We start from the raw sequence: 18,857 nt of genomic DNA, 5'->3' as shown, positions 1-18,857 counted from the left end.
TTCCGCGCTTCGACAAGCTTGGGGCTCGCTGTGAGCGGTGATGGTCTTCCTCTCCCTCGGCGGGAGGAGCAGGGGTGGTCTCCTGCGCGGAAGGTGCGTTTTCTCGACCGGCTCTCCGGGAGGGGGGATGTGCGGGCGGCGGCTGCGGCGGTGGGGATGTCGCGCAGTCGGCCTATCTGTTGCGGCGGCGGGACCGGGTGTTCGCGCGGGGGTGGGATGCGGCGCTGGTGCTGGCGCGGCGGCATGTCGAGGACGTGCTGGCGACGCGGGCGCTCGATGGGGTGGAGGAGCCGGTGTTCTATCACGGCGAGCAGGTGGCGGTGCGGCGGCGTTACGACGCGCGGCTGCTGCTGGCGCATCTGGGGCGCTCGACCGGTTGGTGGAGGCGGATGCGGCGGGCTCGGGAGAGCGGGGCGGCGACCTGGCGGAGCGGTTCGACGAAGTGCTGGCGGTGGTTGCGGGCGAGGCGCCGGCGGAGCTGTTCGAGGTGGCGCCGGTGCGGGCCGGGCGGCCGGAGCCGGTCCTGCCGCCGTCGCGGGAGGTCTATGCCGACCGGGCGGGCGTCATGCTCCAGGACGAGGCCGATGCGGCGTGGGAGCAGGCTGTGGCGGCGGGCGAGGCGGGGCCGGAGGACGAGCCCGATCCGCGCGTGGCGCTCTGGCGCGAGGCGGCGGCGGGTGAGTGGGATGGCTGGCGTCGCCGCGCGGAAGGTGCGGTCGATGCGGTGCTGGGCGGGGAGGGTGTGCCGCCGATGGAGTTCAAGTCGGTCGGGGGCGGCTTTTCCTGCTCGGGACAGTGTAAAGCGTGTCAACCTGAGCGGCGCCGGGAACCCGATGCGGGGTGCGATGTTATGATGGGTGAAGGTCGGCGTGGTGCTTCCCCCACCCCCTCCGTTACCGCGTCGGCCTTCCCTGTTTCTGACCCCGTTTCTGGTCCTGCTTCAGGGATTTTCGCGGATTACTCGTCGTTGGCGTCGTCGGAAAGGACGGCCAGTTCGACTTTGCCTGAGCCCATGCGGGCGATGCCGATTTCCTTCGCGGCGGCCTCGGAAAGGTCGATCACGCGGTTGGAGTGGAACGGGCCGCGGTCGTTGATGCGGACCATGACGGAATCGCCAGTGAGCGCGTTGGTGACGCGCAGCTTCGTGCCGAAGGGCAGCGAGGGATGGGCGGCCGTGAGGTCATCCGGGTTGAAGCGCTCGCCGCTGGCGGTGCGGGCTCCCCGGAGCGAGTGGCCATAGAAGCTGGCGGTGCCGCCCTTGATGGTTTCGAAGTCCTGCTCAAGCGATTGCGGCAGGGCGGCGACGGGCGTGGTGGATGCGGGTGCGGCGACGATCGCGGCAGGTGCGGGTGCCTCGGCAGCGGCCTTTGCGGGCGCCATCTTCGACTCGGCGATCGCCGAGGAGGCCGGCGCTACCAGCATGGCAGCGGTGGCTAGAGCAAAGCCGATCCGGGCAATCCGGCGGGCTTTATGCGGTTGGTTGTGCTTCCCCGTCATGGCGAGGAGTCCTACAGGCAGTTCGTCGCGCTGTGGACCCATGCAAAAGCGGCCCGTCGCACTTTGGCAACGGGCGCCGGATGTCGTTAAGACGTTGAAAGGATTCGGAGGGCCGAATCCGCTGCCTGTTACTTCGCGTCGCGCTGGGCGAGCAGGCGGAGTCGCAGGGCGTTCAGCTTGATGAAGCCGGCCGCGTCCTTCTGGTCGTAGGCGCCTGCATCATCCTCGAACGTGACGTGGCGTTCGGAGTAGAGCGAGTCCGCCGACTTGCGGCCGACGACCGAGGCATTGCCCTTGTAGAGCTTCAGGCGGACGGTGCCGTTCACGCGCGCCTGCGAGTGATCGATCGCGGCCTGCAGCATCTCGCGCTCCGGCGCGAACCAGAAGCCGTTGTAGATCAGCTCGGCATACTTCGGCATGAGCTCGTCCTTGAGGTGCGCGGCGCCGCGGTCGAGCGTGATCTGTTCGATGCCGCGATGGGCGCGGGCGTAGATCTCGCCGCCCGGCGTCTCGTACATGCCGCGCGACTTCATGCCGACGAAGCGGTTCTCAACCAGATCGAGGCGGCCGATGCCGTGCTTGCGACCCAGTTCGTTGAGCGCGGTGAGTAGCGAGGCGGGGCTCATCGCCACGCCGTTGAGCGCGACGCCGTCACCCTTCTCGAAGTCGACGGTGATGTATTCCGGTGCGTCCGGCGCGTCTTCCGGGTTGACGGTGCGCGAGTAGACGTAGTCCGGGGTTTCTTCCCACGGATCTTCCAGAACCTTGCCTTCGGACGAGGTGTGGAGGAGGTTGGCGTCGGTCGAGAACGGGCTTTCGCCGCGCTTGTCCTTGGGGACGGGGATCTGGTGCTGCTCTGCCCAGGCGATGAGCGCGGTGCGGCTGGTCAGGTCCCATTCGCGCCAGGGCGCGATGACCTTGATATTCGGATCGAGGGCATAGGCCGAGAGTTCGAAGCGGACCTGGTCGTTGCCCTTGCCGGTGGCGCCATGCGCGACGGCGTCGGCGCCGGTTTCATGCGCGATCTCGATCAGGCGCTTGGAGATCAGCGGGCGGGCGATCGACGTGCCGAGGAGATAGTCGCCTTCGTAGCGGGCATTGGCGCGCATCATCGGGAAGACGAAGTCGCGCACGAATTCCTCGCGCAGGTCGTCGATATAGATGTTCTCGTCCGGCAGGCCCATCAGCTTGGCCTTGGCGCGCGCGAGTTCGAGTTCCTCACCCTGGCCGAGGTCGGCCGTGAAGGTCACGACTTCGCAGTTGTACGTGACCTGAAGCCACTTGAGGATGACGCTGGTGTCGAGGCCGCCGGAGTAGGCGAGGACGACCTTCTTGATGCTGTCGGACATGGGCGCAGGCTCCGCAGGAAAGGGCATTGAGATTCGGGGGCGCGCCTATCAGCACGCGCCCCGCTGCGCAATGAAGGAAAGGTGCGGGGCTATGCGCCCAGCAGTGCCGCTTCGGCCTCGGGCATATAGTCACGGGTGAGCGGAAGGGCGAGGCGGCTGCGGGTGTACTGGATCTGATAGTTGCACATGCCGCCGCTTTCGAAGGCCGCGGTGGCGCCGGCGAGATAGAAAGTCCACATCCGGTAGAAGCGTTCGTCCATGAGGCTGACGATGGCTTCCTTGTTGGCGACGCAGCGCTTGTACCATTCCCGCAAGGTCAGCGCGTAGTGAAGGCGCAGGTTTTCGACATCCGTTGCGATCAGGCGGAATTTCTCGCTGGCTGCAACCGTTTCGCTGAGGGCTGGGATGTAGCCGCCGGGGAAAATGTACTTGCGGGTGAAGGCGTCGGTTGAACCGGGGCCGCCCATGCGGCCGATCGTGTGGAGCAGCATGACGCCGTCGTCCGTCAGCAGGTTGCCGACGGCCCTGAAGAACTGGCTGAACTGAGCCTGCCCGACATGTTCGAACATGCCGACCGAGACGATGCGGTCGAACTTGGCGCCGCGCGCGGCAAGGTCGCGGTAGTCGACGAGTTCGAAGGTGACCTTGTCGGTAACGCCCGCCTGCTCGGCGCGCTCGCGGGCGAGGGCGAGCTGTTCCTCGCTGAGGGTGATGCCCAGCACCGACACGCCGGCGTTCTTCGCAAGGTAGATCGCCATTCCGCCCCAGCCGCAGCCGATGTCGAGCACGCGCTGGCCCGGTTCGAGCGCGAGCTTGGCGGCGATATGCGCGAGCTTGGCGGTCTGCGCCTGTTCCAGCGTGATGCCGGGTTCCGGCCAGTAGGCGCAGGAGTACTGCATGTGCTCGATATCGAGGAACAGGTTATAGAGTTCGTTGCCGATATCGTAATGGTGCGCGATGTTTTTCTTGGCGCTGGCCGCCTTGTTGATGCCGTCTACCAGCGTGACGACCTTGCCTTTCAGCTTCTTGAAGGCGGTATGTTCATGGAGTTCGCCGCCCTTGTCCCACTTGGCGTTGGACCGGATCAGTTCGACCATCTCCATGATGTCGCCCTGCTCGATGACGAGTTGCCCGTCCATGAAGGCCTCCGCCGCGCCAAGGCGCGGATCGGTGAGGATGCGGCGTTCGCCCTTGGCATCGGTGAAGCGGATACGGACTTCGGGAAAGCCGGCGGCAGGCGTGCCGAACCGTTTCACGCTGCCATCGGGGCGGACAACCTCCAGAACGCCCTGGCGGACGCCTCTCTGGAGGAAACGATCGAGAATTCCCATTGCCATCAACCATTTGTGAAGGGCGCTTTGGCCCGGTGCAAGAGGGTTTCGCTTGCGAACTGCGCAAGCGAAGGCGAGGTATCGTCTACTGCCTTCCTGGAGTTTTCACTGGCGTGCGAGGAACAACACGTCACGCGGCTGGGCGAGGAGGTGCTGGCCGGAATCGACGTAAAGGGTTTCGCCGCTTTCCAGCCATCCTTGCGAGAGGAAGAGCGCGGCCGAAGCCACGTCTTCCGGGGTGGTCTTGCGATGGAGGAGGTTCAGCCGGTGCGAGATTTCGGCTTCCTCCTCGGTCTGGTCGTGGCTGGCGAGGATCGCGCCGGGCGCGAGGCCGTAGATGCGGTCATCCTCTGCCATACGTGCGATCGACAGCATGGGGATCGTGGCCGCCAGCGCGTGCTTGCTCATCGTGTAGGAGAAGAAGTCCGGGTTCGGATTGAGCAGCTTCTGGTCGGTGACGTGGATCACCCGGCGTCCGGTGCGTGCGCGGGCATGGGCGAGGAAGGCCTGCGCGAGCCGGGCCGGGGTACCGGCATTGACCCGCATCGCTTTCTCGAAAGTGGGCGGATCGAGCATGGCGGCCGTATCGAGGTCGAACATGCCCGCGCAGTTCACCAGCACGCGCCAGTCCGGCAGGCGCGCGGCGAGTTCCTCGACCATGGCGGGGCCGGCGTCCCAGTCGTTCAATTCGCAGCCCACGATTTCCGAGGACGGCAGTTCCTGCGCCAGCGCCTCCGCCTGGTCCCGAGAATGTCCGTAATGGATGACGACATGCCATCCCGCCGCGCCGAACGAGCGGGCGATGGCGGCGCCGATCCGCTTGGCGCCGCCCGTTACCAGCATGGCAGGCCGATCGCTCATCGCGGCATCGCCGTGCCTGCAGGTTGACACGGTTTACACTGTTCAGAGAGAAATCCGGGGCCAGGGAAAAAGCCGGTCCGCGCCCTGGCGGTCGTTCCGGTCCGGTATTGGAGGTGACGCGGCGAAGGGGGCAGGCGAACGTTCATCGGGCGGCATAGGAGCACAGACTGAAGCTGTAGGAAAGAGACTGTTTGGAAATTGCCGCATGGCCGGCTTTGCCTGCGTCTGGACAGGCGCGGAGGAAGGCATACGATGGCGTCCATGTCGTTCGTCGCCCTGCTCACCGCCGCCGCGCTGTCTTCCGCACCTGCAGTGCCGCCTTCGGCCGCCCCCGCGGTTCAGGCCGATCCCCTGACCAGCGAGGTCGCCGCGCTCGATGCGAAAGTGTTCGATGCCTACAATCGCTGCGATCTGGATGCTTTCGCGGGCTACTTCGATCCCGGCGTGGCCTTCTTCCACGATACCGGCGGCGCCACGTTCGATCGCGATACGGTGGTCGCCAATACCCGCAAGTACATCTGCGGCAAGGTTCGCCGGGAACTGTTGCCCGCCACGCTGCGCATCTATCCGATCAAGGACTATGGCGCGATCGAGGAGGGCGAGCATCGCTTCTGCGAACTGGCTTCCGGACAGTGCGAAGGGATCGCCCGGTTCGTGATGGTCTGGGCCCACCGGGCGGACGGCTGGCGCATCACCAACGTGCTCAGCTATGGGCACCGCACGATGACGGAGGAGGAACGCGGCGCGATGCCTTCACCCGGCAAATGAGGGGACCGGGGCGCCGATCGGGCCGGTCGCCCGCACGGTTGCCGGAATGCCGGTCAGCGCCTGGTGCCGCAGCGCGAAGTCGGCCTCGTAGAAGCTGTGGAGGAAGTCCAGCTGGCACGCGGTCGGACGTTCGCGGCATTCGCGGCTGCGGTTGAATTCCGGCAGGCTGGCAAGTTCCTCGCGGCCGAGCCTGCGCCCGATATCGCCGATCTGTTCATAGGGGATGAGGCGATCCAATGCCGGGCGTCCGCGGGCATCGAGCACGTACCAGCTTTGCGGGCGGAACACATGGTCGATGTCGAAAGGGGAACGTGCTTCGGCCAGATGGTCGATGGCGTCGTCGATCGTGTGAAATGCGCCGTAGTGCTTCCGGAAGGGAGCCGAAATCGTCCGGTGCCGGGTTCCGCCGGAGCGGGCGTAGCGGAAGGCCGAGAGAAAGCGGTCCACCGGATCGCGGATGATCGCGAAACTGGGCAGGGCCAGAACGTCCGGCGCGCACCTGGCGTAGTAGATTGCCGAGCAGTGCTTCATCTGAGCGCCATAGAGCCGGTCGCAGATCGAGGTTCCGGCGTTCTTGGGGACATGGATGAACAGCAGGCGGCTGTCGCGGATGCGGTCCAGTCGGCGGCGGCGTTTTCCGTCCAGCCAGGGGCGCAGTCCATGGCGGGAAAGCCGCTCGGGAATGTCGCTGACGAGCTTCACGCCGAAAGCGGAGGCGAGGATGCGGTTGACGCCGGTGGTACCGGTAGTCGGTTCTAACTCGGGTGCCATGGGAGCATGGCCTAGGGCGATCGTGTCGCCCGGTGATTTCGAAATATTTCAGTCGTGGCAACCGTGCGGCGCGCCGTCGGGAGCGGCGGCGCGCCGTCGGTTGTCCTGAGCGATCAGCGGCAGCGCGGACGCGAGTTGTTGCGGTCGATCTCGCGGCCCAGCAGGGCGCCGCCGGCAGCGCCGAGGATGGTGCCGGTGGCACGATCGCCGCGGGTGTCGATCGCGCGGCCGGCGAGCGCGCCGGCAACGCCGCCGATCAGCAGGCCGGTGGTGCCGTTGGACTTCTTGCAGCGGTAACGGCCGTCATTTCCGCGCCAGTAACGGATACCGTTGTCGGTGCGGTGATAGCGGTGGCCGTGGTTGCGCGCTTCGGCAACTTCGGTGACGGCGAAAGTCGCGGGGATGGTAAGGGCGGCCATGGTCGCCGCCACGATGGCTTTGCGCATCGGAAAATTCCTTCTCGGTTTAATGTCTTGTTACGACCGACCCCGGCCTTTCCATTGCGCGGCAAAACGAGGGATGAACATTGGCGTCAATTTGACGATACACGGCGAAGTGGCCGAGGGCGGCGACGAACGGCGCCGTCGCAACCCTCCATCCAGCTTCTGCCGCCATGGGTGCGATGACGCCTTGCCGAAAGTGCACAGCCTGCATATGGATCATATATGATTCGTATATTCGGAACGGTTTGATGGGTATCGTCAACATCGAGGATGAGCTGCACGAGCAGCTCCGCAAGGCGAGCAAGGCGTCCTATCGCTCGATCAATGCGCAGGCTGCCTTCTGGATCAGGATCGGAATGCTTTGCGAACTCAATCCGCAGCTCACGTTCCAGCAGATCGTCATCCGCGAACTGCGGGAAGCGGGCGTCGATCCGGGGGATCTCGCGCCGGGCGATGCGGCGCGCAGCGGCGAGCGCGTTCCATGATAAAGTCTTCCGACGAAGTCGAGATCATGGCCGAATCCGGCCGCCTGCTCGCCAGCGTCTTCACGTATCTCGACGGGCTGGCGCTGGCCGGACAGACGACGATGCAGATCAACGACCTTGTCGAGCGCTTCATCGTCGATGAACTGCACGCACGCCCCGCCAGCAAGGGGCAGTACGGCTACGGCTTCGTGCTGAACTGCTCGCGAAACGAGGTCGTCTGCCACGGCGTTCCCTCGACGCAGGATGTGCTTTCAAACGGCGATATCGTGAACTTCGACATCACGCTGGAGAAGAACGGCTACATCGCCGATTCCAGCAAGACCTACTTCGTCGGCGAGGTTTCGCCCGTCGCCCGGCGGCTGGTGGAGACGACCTACGAGGCCATGTGGAAGGGCATCCGTGCGGTCCGCCCCGGCGCCCGGCTCGGCGATATCGGCCATGCCATCGAGAAACATGCCAAGCGCGCCGGCTACTCGATCGTGCGCGACTATTGCGGGCACGGTATCGGGCGGGAAATGCATGAAAAACCGGAGGTCCTCCATTTCGGCAAACCCGGCACCGGCCTGACCTTGCGGGAGGGCATGGTCTTCACCATCGAACCGATGCTCAACCAGGGGCGCCGGATGGTGCGGACGGAAGACGATGGATGGACCGTCGTCACCGTCGACGGGAAACTCTCCGCCCAGTTCGAACATACCGTTGCGGTAACGCGCGACGGTGTCCGGGTGCTGACGCTGCGCCCGGAAGAGCGATCTGCCCCGAAGTTCTAATCCGTCAGCTTCCCGAACGGCAGCAGCTTGCGCGCGGTTGCGGCGGCCGACTTGCCATGCCCTTGCGCAAGGCCGGCAGGATGGCGAGGGCGGCGCGTTTCATCAGCGTGTCGAGCGGGGTGGGGGTCGGCGCGGTGGCAGCGTCCTCGGCCCAGCGGCGGGCCTGCGCAACCTGGCCGTGGTCCTTGCGGATCTGCATCAGCGCCGCCAGCCCGGGATAGAAGGCGCGGTCTCCGCCAAGGGCGACGGCGCGGGAGAGAGCCGTCTCGCCGGCCTGCGTCTTCGCGCCGAGCGCGGTGCGGGCCACCAGGCCGCCCAACTGGTCGATCGCGTCGAGGTGCCAGCCGGCGATGACCATCTGGGCTTCGGCGTCGCGCGGGTTCTGTGCGGCGAGACGCTCGAAGATGCCGAGCGAGGTTCGCGCGTCCGACCGGCTCCGGGTCAGCTTCGCGCGGTAACCGATGGCGACGCCGCGCTGGAGAGTGGCCTCATGATCGCCGGGCCGCGCGGCCAGTATCTTGTCGGACGCGGTGATGGCCTGCCCGATCAGGGCGAGCGCCCTGGCCTTGTCCGGTGCCTGGAAGGCGGCGGCGGTCAGCAGTTCGCGCGGCGTATCGGCCATCACGGCAGCCGGGGCCGCAAGCGCGGACAGACCGGTCATGGCACTCACGGCGATCAACGTCGGACGGTACACGCGCACTCCTGACAGGACGGATGCGCGGCACGATGACCGAGGAATCACCCGGTGGGAAGCACTTATTCGGACCTAGAACCCCACGGCCTTGCGCACCGCCATCGGCTTGCCGCCGCGGCGCGGGCGCTCGGCTTCGACCGGGCGCTGGTCCGTGCCCCGCTCGAAGCGGAACTTGCCCACCGTCGTCGCCATGGCATGGGCCTGTTCGGTAAGCGCGCGGGCGGCGGCGTTGGATTCCTCCACCATGGCGGCGTTCTGCTGGGTATTGGTGTCGAGCTGCTGGATCTCGGTGGAAAGCTCGCGCATGGTCTGGGCCTGGGTGGTGGAATAGCGCGAGATTTCGTCCGCCATATGCGTGGTTTCGGCAAGACGGGCGATGATCTCGTCCAGCGCCGAACGGGTTTGCGCCACGAGATCCACGCCCTGGTGAACGTCCTGGGTCGACTTGGTGATCAGGTTCTTGATGTTGTTCGCCGATTCGGTGGTGCGATGGGCCAGCGCGCGCACTTCGGTGGCGACGACCGCGAAGCCCTTGCCCGCTTCCCCGGCCCGCGCCGCCTCTACCCCGGCGTTAAGCGCCAGCAGGTTGGTCTGGAAGGCAATGGCTTCGATCACGTCGATGATCTGGGCGATCTCCGTGGAGGAATTCTTGATCTTGTCCATGGCGACGACTGCCGATTCCATCACCTCGCCGCCGCGCCGGGCATGGCCGGCCACTTCGGAAACGCTGGAATCGACGCTCTTGGCGCTGCTGGCGGTCGTGCCGATGGCGCCGGTGACTTCGCGCACGCCTTCTGAAATGCGGGCGATCGTCGCGGCCTGGCTCTCGGTGCGGAAGGCGAGGTCATTGGCGGCGGCGCTGATTTCCTGCGCGCTGACTTTCACGCTGTCGGCGGAATCGGTGATCTCCACCACCAGCGAACCCACGTGGTGGCGCATGTTGTGGAAGTCCTCTCCCAGCTTCTCGTAAGCTTCGGGAAGGTCTCCAAGCTGGGCCTGGAGGTTGCCGGTGGCCATTTCTGACAAGGCGTCGCTCATGGAATCCAGCACGCGGTTGCGGGCTTCGGCTTCGGCGTCGAAATAGGCGCCGAGTGCGATCTGCATGTCGTGGAGCGCGGCCTTGACCAGCGTGCCGATCATCTTGCCCGTGGCGCGGCTGTTCAATGGCGAGATGAAGCGCCTCGCCATCATCGCCTCGATCATGTCCTCCAGCACCAGCGCATAGCTGGTGATGTAATAGTCCGGCGTCAGCCCTACGCGGGCATGGATGTTGCCGATCTTCTCGCTGCGCTTGGCGGCGTCGCTGTCAAACGGCCGGAGAACATCTTGATCCAGTGCTCGTATTGCGCATCGGAGGCGCGGCGGCGGATTTCGGCATCGGGCAGGAGCTGGCTGAGCGCGGGGGACGATTCGATCCGCCGGTACAGGCTTTTGAGCGCCACCGGAGCATGCTTGCGGATCGCTGCGAGAATGCGCGGGAAGGTCCGGTAGTTGGCTTCGTCGAGCGGCGCGATATTGGCTCTGGCGGCCTGGCCGCTGCCGTGACCCGTGCTGTGCGAGGTAGCGCTCATGTGCTGTCTTCTTCCCCTGCGTTGCATGACGGTGCCTTCCCGGCACCGAGGAGCCGGGAGCATGGGAAGGGCTTTTAGAGCCGATAGACTAAGATGGTTTTCCGCACCGTTTAGGGGGTGACCCTAGGCTGCTGCATGGCGCGGTTAGTTCGCGACGGCCTGAAATGACAAATAATTAACTATCATGCATTACATGCACGCGAGGGTATCAACGGGGTAGGGTTCCATCCGCATGAAGAGTCACGGCTTGCGCAATGTCGCTGCCGGCACCGGATTATCGGTGCTGACCACCGTGCTGCTGTTGCAACTGGCGCACGTCGTGCCGGGGCTGGCCATGGCTGACCGTGCGGCGAGCGGGAACGCAGGCGGGCTGCTGGTGCTGGGCGTGGTGATCGCACTTGCCGTGTCGGCACCGGTCTGCCTCGTGCTGATGCGACAGCAGGTGCGGATCGCGGCGCTGCACGGGGAACTGGCGCAGGCCTTCAAGCGGCTGGAGCGTATGGCCCGGGTGGATGGGATGACCGGGCTCACCAATCGCGACGTCTTCATCGAGATGACCCGCGAGGCGATGGAGGAGCGTGCGGGTTGGTTGATCGTGGCCGATGTCGATCATTTCAAGCAGATCAACGACGGTTTCGGCCATAGCGTGGGTGACCGGGTGCTGGTGGCCATCGGCGATGCGATCCAGGCCAATCTGCGCGCGGGGGACTTGTGCGGAAGGCTGGGCGGCGAGGAGTTCGGCCTGTTCCTCCATGCCCGCAGCGGCCGTGAAGCCCATGCCGCCGCCGAGCGCCTGCGCGGCACGGTTGCCGATCTCGCGGTTTCGACGTTCTCTGGCGGCAAGGTCGTGCCCACGCTCAGCCTCGGCGTCTCGGCAACGCACGGACTATCGCTGGCGGAAGCCATGCGCCGCGCGGACGAGGCGCTGTACGAAGCCAAGCGACAAGGCCGCAACCGCACGGTTTCCGCAGCGGAACCTTCTCCGGAGCATTATCTCCGGCTCGTCTCGGGTCACCTCTGACGGCAACCCTGACGTTTACGACCTGACAAAAAACGCGCCGTCCACGGGGACGACGCGCTTTTTCGTTTCGGTCCAGAGGCCCGGAATCAACCGATCAACGGCACTTCACGTCGCCCTTGTCGATCTCGCGGCCGAGCAGGCCACCGGCGACACCGCCGAGGATCGTGCCAAGGGTCTGGTCGCCGCTGCCGGCGATCTCGTGGCCGGCCAGTGCGCCCGCGCCCGCGCCGATGATGAGGCCGGTCGTACCGTTGTCGCGCTTGCAGTAGTAGCGGCCGTCACGGCCGCGCCATGCGTGATCGTTGCGGGACATGCGGCGCGGCTCCTTGTAACGGCCGCGCGAATCGTAATCGCGGCGATCGTAACGGTCATGGCCGCGGCGATCGTGGTGCGGCGCGGCGGCCACGGGGGCGGCCATCGGCAGCACGAGCGCGGCCATGGTGAGCGCCAGCAGGGTCTTTTTCATCGAAGTTTCCTTCCTGGAATGGATCTTGTTGCTGTAACGGTCCGCCTGCGATCTTGCTCCTCAACCTTGAATGAACCGCAGAAAAAATCGCGAAGGGCCAAAGACAGGGCGAGGCTGTCCTGCGATGAAACGAGGCTATGCCCGAATGTCGGGATACGAAAGGCTACTCGAAAAAATGCAACTCGATCTGGTGGATGTGTTCGGCTCGGCGCCGCTCAGCGGGAATCCGCTGGCAGTCGTGCGCGGCGGGGAGGATCTCGACAGCGAAACGATGCAGCGGATCACCCGCTGGCTCGGCTATTCGGAAACGACCTTCCTGCTGCCGCCCACCGATCCGGCCGCGGATTACCGGGTGAGGATCTTCTATCCGGCGGGCGAACTGCCTTTCGCGGGGCACCCGACGCTTGGAAGCGCCCATGCCTGGCTGGCGGCAGGCGGCGTGCCCCGGACAGCGGGAACGATCGTGCAGGAGTGCGGCATCGGCCTCGTCGAAGTGCGGCAGGAAAGGGAAATGCTAGCCTTCCGCGCGCCGGCCCTGGTGCGGTCGGGGGCGTTGGACGCGGAGGATCTCGCCGAGACGATCAGGCTTTGCGGTGTTGACGAAGGCGATGTCCTTGCCGGGGTCCATGCCGCCAACGGGCCGGGGTGGAAGGTTCTCCACCTTACGTCGGCCGAAGCGGTGCTGGCGGCCGAGCCGGCGGCACGCGCGCCGCTGCATACCGATGTCGCGCTGCTTGGCCCCATAACGACGACCAGTGCGGCTGGCAGCGCGGCTGGCAGCGCGGCCCAGTGGGAGCTGCGGGCCTTCTTCGCCGATGCGAGCGGGCGCCTTTGCGAGGACCCGGTGACCGGCAGCCTCAATGCGGCGGTCGCGCAGTACCTCTTCGCCAGCGGGCAGGCGCAAGGGCCCTATGTCGCGGCGCAAGGGCGGAAGGTCGGCGCGGACGGGCTGGTCCATTGCCGCCGGGATGCGGATGGCGCGGTCTGGATTGCAGGCAAGGCTACCACGGTTTCGGAAGGCGGGGCACTGCCGGGGCCGTTCTGAGGAAATCTCGTCCCGGAGTGCGCCGGGAGAGTTTCACGATACCGTCGTCAGCCCGCCTTCTTCGGCAGTGCGATCTCCGCCGTGCCGGTGCACATGGTCTTGCCGTTCTGGTTGGTCATGAGGTGCTTGACGTGGACGAGATGGCGGCCTTCCGCGTCGACTGACTTCTCGGTCACTTCGGCGGTCTGGATCGTCACGTCGCCGGTGAGCGCCGGGCCGCGATAATTGGCGATGGAATGGACGACCATGCCATGCTCGCCCGCCCATCCAGCGAGGAAATCCGTGACCCACGAACCCATTGAGGCACCATAGCCGTAGCCGCGCGGCATGCCGATGCGGCGGGCGTATTTCGGGAACAGGTGTCCGCGCGAGGGGCCGTAATAGGCGCCGTCGGTGAGAGAGGGGTTGACCAGCATCATGTCCGGGTCATTCTCGTACCCGGCCATCTCGCGCGTGAAGCCCAGCGCTTCGAGATCGTTCTTGCGCAGGTTCATCGTTCCCCAGGTGTTGACGATATAGGCGCGCCACTCGGTCGCGAAGCTGGCGATCGAGTGCGGGCCGAAGACGCGTTCGGGAAGCTGGTCTCCCACCGCCACGTCATCCCACCAGCGCTCCTTGTGGCAAAGGTCGTGAAGCATCTTCACCCAGGCGAACTTGCGGTCTTCGAGTGCGGCGATCGCCTCGTCGGTCCATTCCGGCTCTTCGAATTCGTCGGCCTTCACGGAATCGCCGCCGGCATGGGCGAGGTAGCGGATCGCGGTGGAGCGCTGCGTGGCGATCTGCTCGCCTTTCTGGTTCGAATAGTTGTTGTCCCCGCGCTGGAAGCAGGTGGGGCCGAACCCGGTTTCCTTGACCTTGTAGTCGAAGGGGATGCGGGTGTTCGTCACCACGTCTCCGGCCTCGATGCGGGGGCCGTGGAACCACCATTCGTCACCGCCGAACAGCAGGTGCGAGTTCGGGATGCAGCCCACGCAGGCCGGTGCGGCGCCGTGGCCGTCGTCCGTGGCGATGGCGAAGCTCTGCGGCGCGACCAGGCGGCCCCAGCGGCTGGCCTCGAAAGTGGCCGGATCGAAGTGCAGCAGGTTGGCGTAATGCATGGCATGGACCCAGCGCCGGATGTCGTTGTTGGCGACAGGTTCGCGCATGGGCGAAAAGTCCATGGTCTTGCCGAGGTACTGGTCGATATCCGAAAAGTCGATCGTGGTGGTGCTCATGGCGAATGGATGTCCTGAAAATGCGGTGCGAAAACGGTCAGGCGGTGCGGATGCCGGTGGCCTCTTCGGGCCGGAACACGGGGATTTCGGTTTCCGCCTTCATCAGCACCAGCGGCAGGACCCGTTCGGTCGAGGTCTGGTAGGCGGCGTAGAAGGGGTGGCAGTCCACGAAGAAGTCCCAGACCTTCTCGCGCTCGGCGCCTTCGGGTTCGCGCCATGTGCCCCGGAAGGCCTGCGTGGCGATCTGGAATTCGACTTCGGGGCGGGCAACGAGGTTGAGATACCATTGCGGATGCGTGTCCGCTCCACCCTTGGAGCCGCAGATCACCACTTCGCCGCCGATATCCGCATAACACAGGGGGGTGATGAAGACCTTCCCGCTCTTGCGGCCGGCGTACTTGACCAGACAATGCGTGGCGAAGGCCCGGCCGCCGACGGGGGTGATGTCCATGATGTGCCCCTGCGCGCCGCCGGAGCCCAGATACATGTCGCGGTGTTCGGTAACCCAGTCGCGCCGCACGGCGCTGATCGCCGCTGCCGATTCGTCGCTCATGACGCGTTCCTCTCCTGATTTCGGCGGGAGGATCGCGAATGGCGCAGGCAGGGTCCAGCAGCGATGGACCGATGCCGCGCAGGTATCACCGGGGCGTAGTCCGCGCCCCGGTGATCAGGTCATGACCCATGACCTTTCAGGCGTTGACCTGCCGGATCATTGGGGTCTGGTTGCGCCAGGAGTCCATCCAGTCGAGCACGTCATCATAAGGCATCGGCTTGCAGATGCCGTAGCCTTGCCCGGCGTTGCAGCCGAGCGAGACGAGCAGTTCCTGCGTCTCGGGATTCTCCACGCCCTCGGCCACCAGCGGGATACCGAGGCTTTCGCAGAGCACCACGAGGCTGTTGACCAGGGACTGGTCGAAGCGGTTCTCGGTGAAGCGCGAGATGAACGAGCGGTCGATCTTGATCTCGCTGATCGCGAATTCGCGCAAATAACCGAACGAGGTGAAGCCCGCCCCGAAATCGTCGATGGAGAGCGGGATCTTGTGCTCGTGCAGGCTTTCGATCACCCGCTTGGCTTGCGAGGGGTTGGTGATGAGCGCGGTTTCGGTCAGCTCCAGCGTCACCCGCTCGGGGGCGATGCGGTGGCATTCGATCAGTTCGACCACGCTGTCCACGAAAGTCGGCCGTTCGAGCATCCGGGCCGAGACGTTGATGGCGATGGACGCGCCGTCCACCTTGTCCTGGATGCGGGCGAACTGGGCCAGCACGGTATCGAGGCACTGGTTGGTGAAGGTTTCCAGCAGGGGCGACTGTTCGACCGTGCGGATGAGCTGGTCGGCGGGGATGTTGCCGCTGCGCGGATGGCGCCAGCGGACCAGTGCCTCGAAGCCGAGCACGCGCCCGTCCCGAAGGTCGACCTTGGGCTGCCAGTGCCATTCCAGGGCATCGTGGGAGATGGCCTGGTCGATCTCCTCCAGCATGTCCTTGGGATCGAAGGCAGGTGCGGCGGGCAGATTCTCGCGGCTGGTCACGAGCTTGTCGAGCCCGCGCTTGGCCGCATACATCGCATCGTCGGCGGCGGAGAGCAGGCCGGTGGGGGCATAGCCGCGCTGCGGGCACATGGCGATGCCGATCGAGGCGCCGACATGGAGGATGCGGTTCTCGTGGACGATCGGCTGTTCGATTACCCGTGCCAGCTTCCCGGCAAGGCCGGTTGCGGTGTCGTAGTCGGGCACGTCCTGAAGCAGCAGCGCGAATTCGTCGCCGCCGAGCCTTGCCACCGTATCCACTTCGCGCAAGTGGCCGCGCAGCCGCCGGCCGATGGTGGTGAGCACGACATCGCCGGCGGCATGGCCGAAGCTGTCGTTGATCTCCTTGAAGCGGTCGAGGTCGATCATCATCACCGCGAAGGAACTGCCGTTGCGGCGCGCGCGGGCACAGGCCTGTCCCAGCCGGTCGAACAGCAGGGTGCGGTTGGGCAGGTCGGTGAGCGGGTCGTGCAGGCTGCGGTGAGTGAGTTCCTCCTCGGTACGGCGCAAGTCATGCCGATACTTGCGCCAGGCGATCCCTTCCTCGACCGATGCGGCCACCCGTTCGGGGGAAAGCGCGCGCTTGGTGAGATACTCGGTCATGCCCGCCTTGATCGAATCCGCGGCGATCTGCTCGTCGGCATTGCCGGTGACGGCGACGATCGGGCAGTCCTGATCGACTTCGGCGCGGATGGTGGGAACGAGATCGCGCCCGTCCCCGTCGGACAGCCCGAAGTCGAGGAACACGATGTCGAGCGCGGGCTCGGCATGGCGGATGATCTGGAGCGCTTCGGCCTGCGAACTGGCCTCGATCACGTTGATCGATCTTGGCCCGCGCTGGAGCATGCGGATCAGCCGCTCCCGGTCGACGTCGTCGTCGTCCACCACGAGGGCGTGGATTTCGGTCTTGCCGTTGTGAGAATATTCCATCGTATTCGAGTCCTCCGGGGTTGGGCGACCGTGAGGCAAGCTCATGGGATCGTGTCGATCGGCCTGTTTCAGGGCAGGTTCTGGGTCGTTGCGTACTTGGTGATGAACTGGGCGAGCTGGGCGAACTGCGGGCCGACGGCGGACTTCACCATGTATCCGGCGACATGTTCGTCGTAGGCGCGTGAACGGTCCTGCTCGCGCGCGCTGGTGCTGAGGATGAAGACCACGGTGCGCTTCAGCTCGGGATCGGCGCGCAGGGCCTCCAGGAACTGGAAACCGTCCATGTTCGGCATGTTGAGATCGAGCAGGACGATCACCGGGGTGGCGAGCTGCTTGGCGGGATGGCGGCCGCGCAGCACGTCCAGCGCCTCGCATCCGTCTCCGGCGGTCTGGCTGCGGCACGGCACGCCGTGGCGGCGGAAGCTGCGCAGCACGCCTTCGAGCGCCACGTCATCGTCGTCCACGACCAGCACGGTGTAGTCGCAGGTGGTTTCGGGTGCGGGGCGGGTCTCATTCATCCTCGTGTTCCTTCAGGAGAATGCGCGGCCAGTGGATCTCGAACGAGGCGCCGCCGAGCGCGCCGGGCGAACGCACCGTCACCATGCCGCCGTGCGCGTTGATCATGCGCCGGGTGAAGGCGAGGCCGACGCCGTCTCCATTGGTGCCGGGCGAGGCGCGGTGGAACAGCTTGAAGATGCGCTCCTCGTTGCCGGGGGTGACGCCCTGACCGTCATCGTCGACCGTGAAGACCGAGAAGCGGCCTTCCTCGCGCATCGTGATGCGCACGCGGCCGGACGCGCCGCCGTGGTGCTTTACGGCGTTGCCGATGAGATTGCGCAGCGAGGTGGAGAGCGGCGCGCGCGGGGCGACGATATCGCCGCCCTGCAGGTCCACCTCGATCGTGAAGCTGTCCGGCACCAGGGCGAGGGCGAGCGCCTCTTCCACCAGTTCGGCGGGGGAGATCGTCTCCATGTCGGTGTCGCGCACGCCGGCGCGGGCATAGCGGAGGAGATCGTCGATCATCTGTTCGGCCCGGTCGATCCGCAGGGAAATCCGGTCGAAGTTGTACTGCACGTCGTCCGGCAGTTCGAAACCGCTCAGGTCCTCGCGAATCCAGGTGACGAGGTCGCCGATCCCGCGCAGCGGAGAGCGCAGGTCATGGCTGGCGACGTAAGTGAACTCCTCAAGCTGGGCATTGGTCTGCTGGAGCGCCGTCTCGCTGCGCTTGCGCGAGGAAATGTCGCTGACGATCGCCATGAACATCGGCTGCGCCGCGTTTTCCAGCCGGGTGAGGGCGATCTCGACCGGGATTTCCTGGCCCGAGCGGTGGAGCCCGGTGAGATCGCGGCCGGTGCCCATCATCCGCGATGCCGGCGCGCGACATAGCCTTCGACATGTTCACGGTGCGCCGGACGGCAGCGGGCGGGCAGCAGCGTTTCGAGCGGCTGGCCGACCAGTTCCTCGCGCGGGTAGCCGAACTCGCTGGCGAGCGCGGAATTGACCTGGACGATGCGCTGGCGGGTATCGACCACCAGCGCGCCGAGCGGCAGGTTCTCGAAGACCTGGGAGAAGCGCTTTTCGGCGATGGTCTGGCGGGTCAGGCTCTGGAAATAGAGCAATGCGCGCTTGTCGAAGTCCCCCGGCGCGCAAGTCAGCGTCAGTTCCGCGGTTTGCCGGATGCCTTCCATCGTCTGGATCGGGACCACGCGGGACCAGGTGGGCCGGGCATCCACCGGGGCGGCGAAGAACATGTCCAGCATCTGGCGCAGGACCTCGGCATCGTCTTCGGGCAGCCAGACGAAGGCCAGCGTCAGGCGCAGCGCCGCAGGGTCCGGTTCGCCGAGCAGGGCCGCGACCGCCTGGTTCGCCCAGGAGATGACGCCGGCTTCGTCGATTATCATGGCGCCGATCGGCGCATGAGCCAGCGCGGCGTGAACCTCGGCCTGATTCTGAAGCGCTATCGACACAGTCACTCCCTATTGCAGCGAATGGCCCGCTCCCCGCGAAGGGAGCCGGCGTAACGGTGCGACCGGGAGGTCGTGTTGCGTTCTTGAAACGACGCAGGATCGGCCTCCTGCGGTAATGATTAGGGGCAGCCCCTTTGCACCTGACGAA

21 protein-coding genes and 1 pseudogene are annotated in these 18,857 nt (G+C 65.8%); 5 read left to right on the top strand and 17 right to left on the bottom strand.

Translation table 11 applies throughout. The annotated features are described in order from the left end of the window. Nucleotides 1-331: 331 nt before the first annotated feature. The 5 genes from ADT71_RS11210 to ADT71_RS11190 all read right to left on the bottom strand — a co-directional run bounded on the left by ADT71_RS11210 (nucleotide 332) and on the right by ADT71_RS11190 (nucleotide 5,038). Entirely contained in the window at nucleotides 332-811 is a 480-nt protein-coding gene (locus ADT71_RS11210) for a hypothetical protein (protein WP_054436864.1), read from the bottom strand. A gap of 146 nt (nucleotides 812-957) precedes the next feature. Further along, a complete protein-coding gene (locus ADT71_RS11205; protein WP_231635808.1) occupies nucleotides 958-1,497 on the bottom strand; it encodes a septal ring lytic transglycosylase RlpA family protein in 540 nt (179 codons plus the stop codon). Nucleotides 1,498-1,625: 128 nt separating this feature from the next. Next, the gene (locus tag ADT71_RS11200) at nucleotides 1,626-2,846 is read right to left on the bottom strand and encodes an argininosuccinate synthase (RefSeq protein ID WP_054436859.1); all 1,221 of its coding nucleotides are present in this window, start codon (nucleotides 2,844-2,846) and stop codon (nucleotides 1,626-1,628) included. An 89-nt stretch (nucleotides 2,847-2,935) separates the two neighbouring features. Then, nucleotides 2,936-4,183, bottom strand: coding sequence for a cyclopropane-fatty-acyl-phospholipid synthase family protein (locus ADT71_RS11195; protein ID WP_054436857.1), 1,248 nt, complete (start codon nucleotides 4,181-4,183; stop codon nucleotides 2,936-2,938). Between the two features lie 99 nt (nucleotides 4,184-4,282). Further along, a complete protein-coding gene (locus ADT71_RS11190) occupies nucleotides 4,283-5,038 on the bottom strand; it encodes an SDR family oxidoreductase (RefSeq protein ID WP_054436855.1) in 756 nt (251 codons plus the stop codon). A 252-nt stretch (nucleotides 5,039-5,290) separates the two neighbouring features. Here ADT71_RS11190 and ADT71_RS11185 point away from each other — a divergent pair, with 252 nt between their 5' ends. Next, a complete protein-coding gene (locus ADT71_RS11185; RefSeq protein ID WP_054436854.1) occupies nucleotides 5,291-5,806 on the top strand; it encodes a nuclear transport factor 2 family protein in 516 nt (171 codons plus the stop codon). On the opposite strand, the gene ADT71_RS11180 is transcribed toward ADT71_RS11185, so the two are convergent. Then, nucleotides 5,792-6,577: a sulfotransferase family 2 domain-containing protein gene (locus ADT71_RS11180; RefSeq protein WP_132469626.1), complete on the bottom strand. Its 786-nt coding sequence runs from the start codon at nucleotides 6,575-6,577 to the stop codon at nucleotides 5,792-5,794. The genes ADT71_RS11185 and ADT71_RS11180 overlap by 15 nt on opposite strands. A gap of 113 nt (nucleotides 6,578-6,690) precedes the next feature. Continuing rightward, nucleotides 6,691-7,023, bottom strand: coding sequence for a glycine zipper 2TM domain-containing protein (locus tag ADT71_RS11175; protein WP_054436853.1), 333 nt, complete (start codon nucleotides 7,021-7,023; stop codon nucleotides 6,691-6,693). 245 nt (nucleotides 7,024-7,268) lie between these two features. Here ADT71_RS11175 and ADT71_RS11170 point away from each other — a divergent pair, with 245 nt between their 5' ends. Together ADT71_RS11170 and map are read left to right on the top strand one after the other, a co-directional pair. After that, complete coding sequence (locus ADT71_RS11170; protein ID WP_054436852.1) at nucleotides 7,269-7,505, top strand: ParD-like family protein; 237 nt, start codon at nucleotides 7,269-7,271, stop codon at nucleotides 7,503-7,505. After that, a complete protein-coding gene (gene map, locus ADT71_RS11165; protein WP_054436850.1) occupies nucleotides 7,502-8,275 on the top strand; it encodes a type I methionyl aminopeptidase in 774 nt (257 codons plus the stop codon). Before ADT71_RS11170 ends, map begins: the two co-directional genes overlap by 4 nt. Before the next feature lie 4 nt (nucleotides 8,276-8,279). On the opposite strand, the gene ADT71_RS11160 is transcribed toward map, so the two are convergent. The 3 genes and pseudogenes from ADT71_RS11160 to ADT71_RS33530 all read right to left on the bottom strand — a co-directional run. After that, nucleotides 8,280-8,969 (bottom strand): hypothetical protein, encoded by a 690-nt coding sequence (locus ADT71_RS11160; protein ID WP_231635807.1) that lies wholly within the window; start codon nucleotides 8,967-8,969, stop codon nucleotides 8,280-8,282. A gap of 72 nt (nucleotides 8,970-9,041) precedes the next feature. Beyond that, nucleotides 9,042-9,632: a methyl-accepting chemotaxis protein gene (locus ADT71_RS35635; RefSeq protein ID WP_369818232.1), complete on the bottom strand. Its 591-nt coding sequence runs from the start codon at nucleotides 9,630-9,632 to the stop codon at nucleotides 9,042-9,044. Between the two features lie 465 nt (nucleotides 9,633-10,097). Beyond that, nucleotides 10,098-10,540: pseudogene (locus ADT71_RS33530) on the bottom strand (protoglobin domain-containing protein); the annotation flags it as partial. 232 nt (nucleotides 10,541-10,772) lie between these two features. On the opposite strand from ADT71_RS33530, the gene ADT71_RS11150 reads away from it, so the two are divergent. Beyond that, on the top strand, nucleotides 10,773-11,561 hold the full coding sequence (locus tag ADT71_RS11150; protein ID WP_054436848.1) for a GGDEF domain-containing protein: 789 nt from the start codon (nucleotides 10,773-10,775) through the stop codon (nucleotides 11,559-11,561). Between the two features lie 94 nt (nucleotides 11,562-11,655). Here the strand turns inward: ADT71_RS11150 and ADT71_RS11145 are convergent, their stop codons facing one another. Then, a complete protein-coding gene (locus ADT71_RS11145; protein ID WP_054436846.1) occupies nucleotides 11,656-12,027 on the bottom strand; it encodes a glycine zipper 2TM domain-containing protein in 372 nt (123 codons plus the stop codon). A 175-nt stretch (nucleotides 12,028-12,202) separates the two neighbouring features. Here ADT71_RS11145 and ADT71_RS11140 point away from each other — a divergent pair, with 175 nt between their 5' ends. Then, nucleotides 12,203-13,072, top strand: a complete 870-nt coding sequence (locus tag ADT71_RS11140) for a PhzF family phenazine biosynthesis protein (RefSeq protein ID WP_054436885.1) — start codon at nucleotides 12,203-12,205, stop codon at nucleotides 13,070-13,072. Nucleotides 13,073-13,119: 47 nt separating this feature from the next. On the opposite strand, the gene ADT71_RS11135 is transcribed toward ADT71_RS11140, so the two are convergent. From ADT71_RS11135 to ADT71_RS33520, 6 genes are all read right to left on the bottom strand, one after another. After that, nucleotides 13,120-14,286 carry a MaoC family dehydratase N-terminal domain-containing protein gene (locus tag ADT71_RS11135; protein ID WP_054436844.1) on the bottom strand — a complete coding sequence of 389 codons (1,167 nt, stop codon included), beginning with the start codon at nucleotides 14,284-14,286 and terminating at the stop codon, nucleotides 13,120-13,122. Between the two features lie 37 nt (nucleotides 14,287-14,323). Continuing rightward, a complete protein-coding gene (locus ADT71_RS11130; RefSeq protein WP_054436842.1) occupies nucleotides 14,324-14,839 on the bottom strand; it encodes a nitroreductase/quinone reductase family protein in 516 nt (171 codons plus the stop codon). Between the two features lie 136 nt (nucleotides 14,840-14,975). Then, on the bottom strand, nucleotides 14,976-16,742 hold the full coding sequence (locus ADT71_RS11125; RefSeq protein ID WP_054436840.1) for a bifunctional diguanylate cyclase/phosphodiesterase: 1,767 nt from the start codon (nucleotides 16,740-16,742) through the stop codon (nucleotides 14,976-14,978). A 68-nt stretch (nucleotides 16,743-16,810) separates the two neighbouring features. Next, nucleotides 16,811-17,260 (bottom strand): response regulator, encoded by a 450-nt coding sequence (locus ADT71_RS11120; RefSeq protein WP_054436838.1) that lies wholly within the window; start codon nucleotides 17,258-17,260, stop codon nucleotides 16,811-16,813. Continuing rightward, on the bottom strand, nucleotides 17,253-18,104 hold the full coding sequence (locus ADT71_RS33525; RefSeq protein ID WP_255351633.1) for an ATP-binding protein: 852 nt from the start codon (nucleotides 18,102-18,104) through the stop codon (nucleotides 17,253-17,255). The genes ADT71_RS11120 and ADT71_RS33525 overlap by 8 nt, the downstream gene beginning before the upstream one ends. Next, nucleotides 18,101-18,709, bottom strand: coding sequence for a PAS domain-containing protein (locus ADT71_RS33520; protein WP_255351632.1), 609 nt, complete (start codon nucleotides 18,707-18,709; stop codon nucleotides 18,101-18,103). The genes ADT71_RS33525 and ADT71_RS33520 overlap by 4 nt, the downstream gene beginning before the upstream one ends. Between the last annotated feature and the right edge of the window lie 148 nt (nucleotides 18,710-18,857).

The sequence above is a fragment of the Novosphingobium sp. ST904 genome (assembly GCF_001298105.1).
Taxonomy (GTDB): Bacteria; Pseudomonadota; Alphaproteobacteria; order Sphingomonadales; family Sphingomonadaceae; genus Novosphingobium.
Note: the sequence above shows the minus strand (reverse complement) of the source record. Positions and strands in the feature narration are given on the sequence as shown.

Coding starts and splice junctions, on each gene's coding strand:
- ADT71_RS11150 (WP_054436848.1), top strand. CDS start 10,773: ATGAAGAGTCACGGCTTGCGCAATGTCGCTGCCGGCACCGGATTATCG.
- ADT71_RS11195 (WP_054436857.1), bottom strand. CDS start 4,183: ATGGCAATGGGAATTCTCGATCGTTTCCTCCAGAGAGGCGTCCGCCAG.
- ADT71_RS11175 (WP_054436853.1), bottom strand. CDS start 7,023: ATGCGCAAAGCCATCGTGGCGGCGACCATGGCCGCCCTTACCATCCCC.
- ADT71_RS11125 (WP_054436840.1), bottom strand. CDS start 16,742: ATGGAATATTCTCACAACGGCAAGACCGAAATCCACGCCCTCGTGGTG.
- ADT71_RS11145 (WP_054436846.1), bottom strand. CDS start 12,027: ATGAAAAAGACCCTGCTGGCGCTCACCATGGCCGCGCTCGTGCTGCCG.
- ADT71_RS11190 (WP_054436855.1), bottom strand. CDS start 5,038: ATGAGCGATCGGCCTGCCATGCTGGTAACGGGCGGCGCCAAGCGGATC.
- ADT71_RS11135 (WP_054436844.1), bottom strand. CDS start 14,286: ATGAGCACCACCACGATCGACTTTTCGGATATCGACCAGTACCTCGGC.
- ADT71_RS11205 (WP_231635808.1), bottom strand. CDS start 1,497: ATGACGGGGAAGCACAACCAACCGCATAAAGCCCGCCGGATTGCCCGG.
- ADT71_RS33525 (WP_255351633.1), bottom strand. CDS start 18,104: ATGATGGGCACCGGCCGCGATCTCACCGGGCTCCACCGCTCGGGCCAG.
- ADT71_RS11180 (WP_132469626.1), bottom strand. CDS start 6,577: ATGGCACCCGAGTTAGAACCGACTACCGGTACCACCGGCGTCAACCGC.
- ADT71_RS11120 (WP_054436838.1), bottom strand. CDS start 17,260: ATGAATGAGACCCGCCCCGCACCCGAAACCACCTGCGACTACACCGTG.
- ADT71_RS11185 (WP_054436854.1), top strand. CDS start 5,291: ATGGCGTCCATGTCGTTCGTCGCCCTGCTCACCGCCGCCGCGCTGTCT.
- ADT71_RS11140 (WP_054436885.1), top strand. CDS start 12,203: ATGCAACTCGATCTGGTGGATGTGTTCGGCTCGGCGCCGCTCAGCGGG.
- ADT71_RS11200 (WP_054436859.1), bottom strand. CDS start 2,846: ATGTCCGACAGCATCAAGAAGGTCGTCCTCGCCTACTCCGGCGGCCTC.
- ADT71_RS11130 (WP_054436842.1), bottom strand. CDS start 14,839: ATGAGCGACGAATCGGCAGCGGCGATCAGCGCCGTGCGGCGCGACTGG.
- map (WP_054436850.1), top strand. CDS start 7,502: ATGATAAAGTCTTCCGACGAAGTCGAGATCATGGCCGAATCCGGCCGC.
- ADT71_RS11170 (WP_054436852.1), top strand. CDS start 7,269: ATGGGTATCGTCAACATCGAGGATGAGCTGCACGAGCAGCTCCGCAAG.
- ADT71_RS35635 (WP_369818232.1), bottom strand. CDS start 9,632: ATGGACAAGATCAAGAATTCCTCCACGGAGATCGCCCAGATCATCGAC.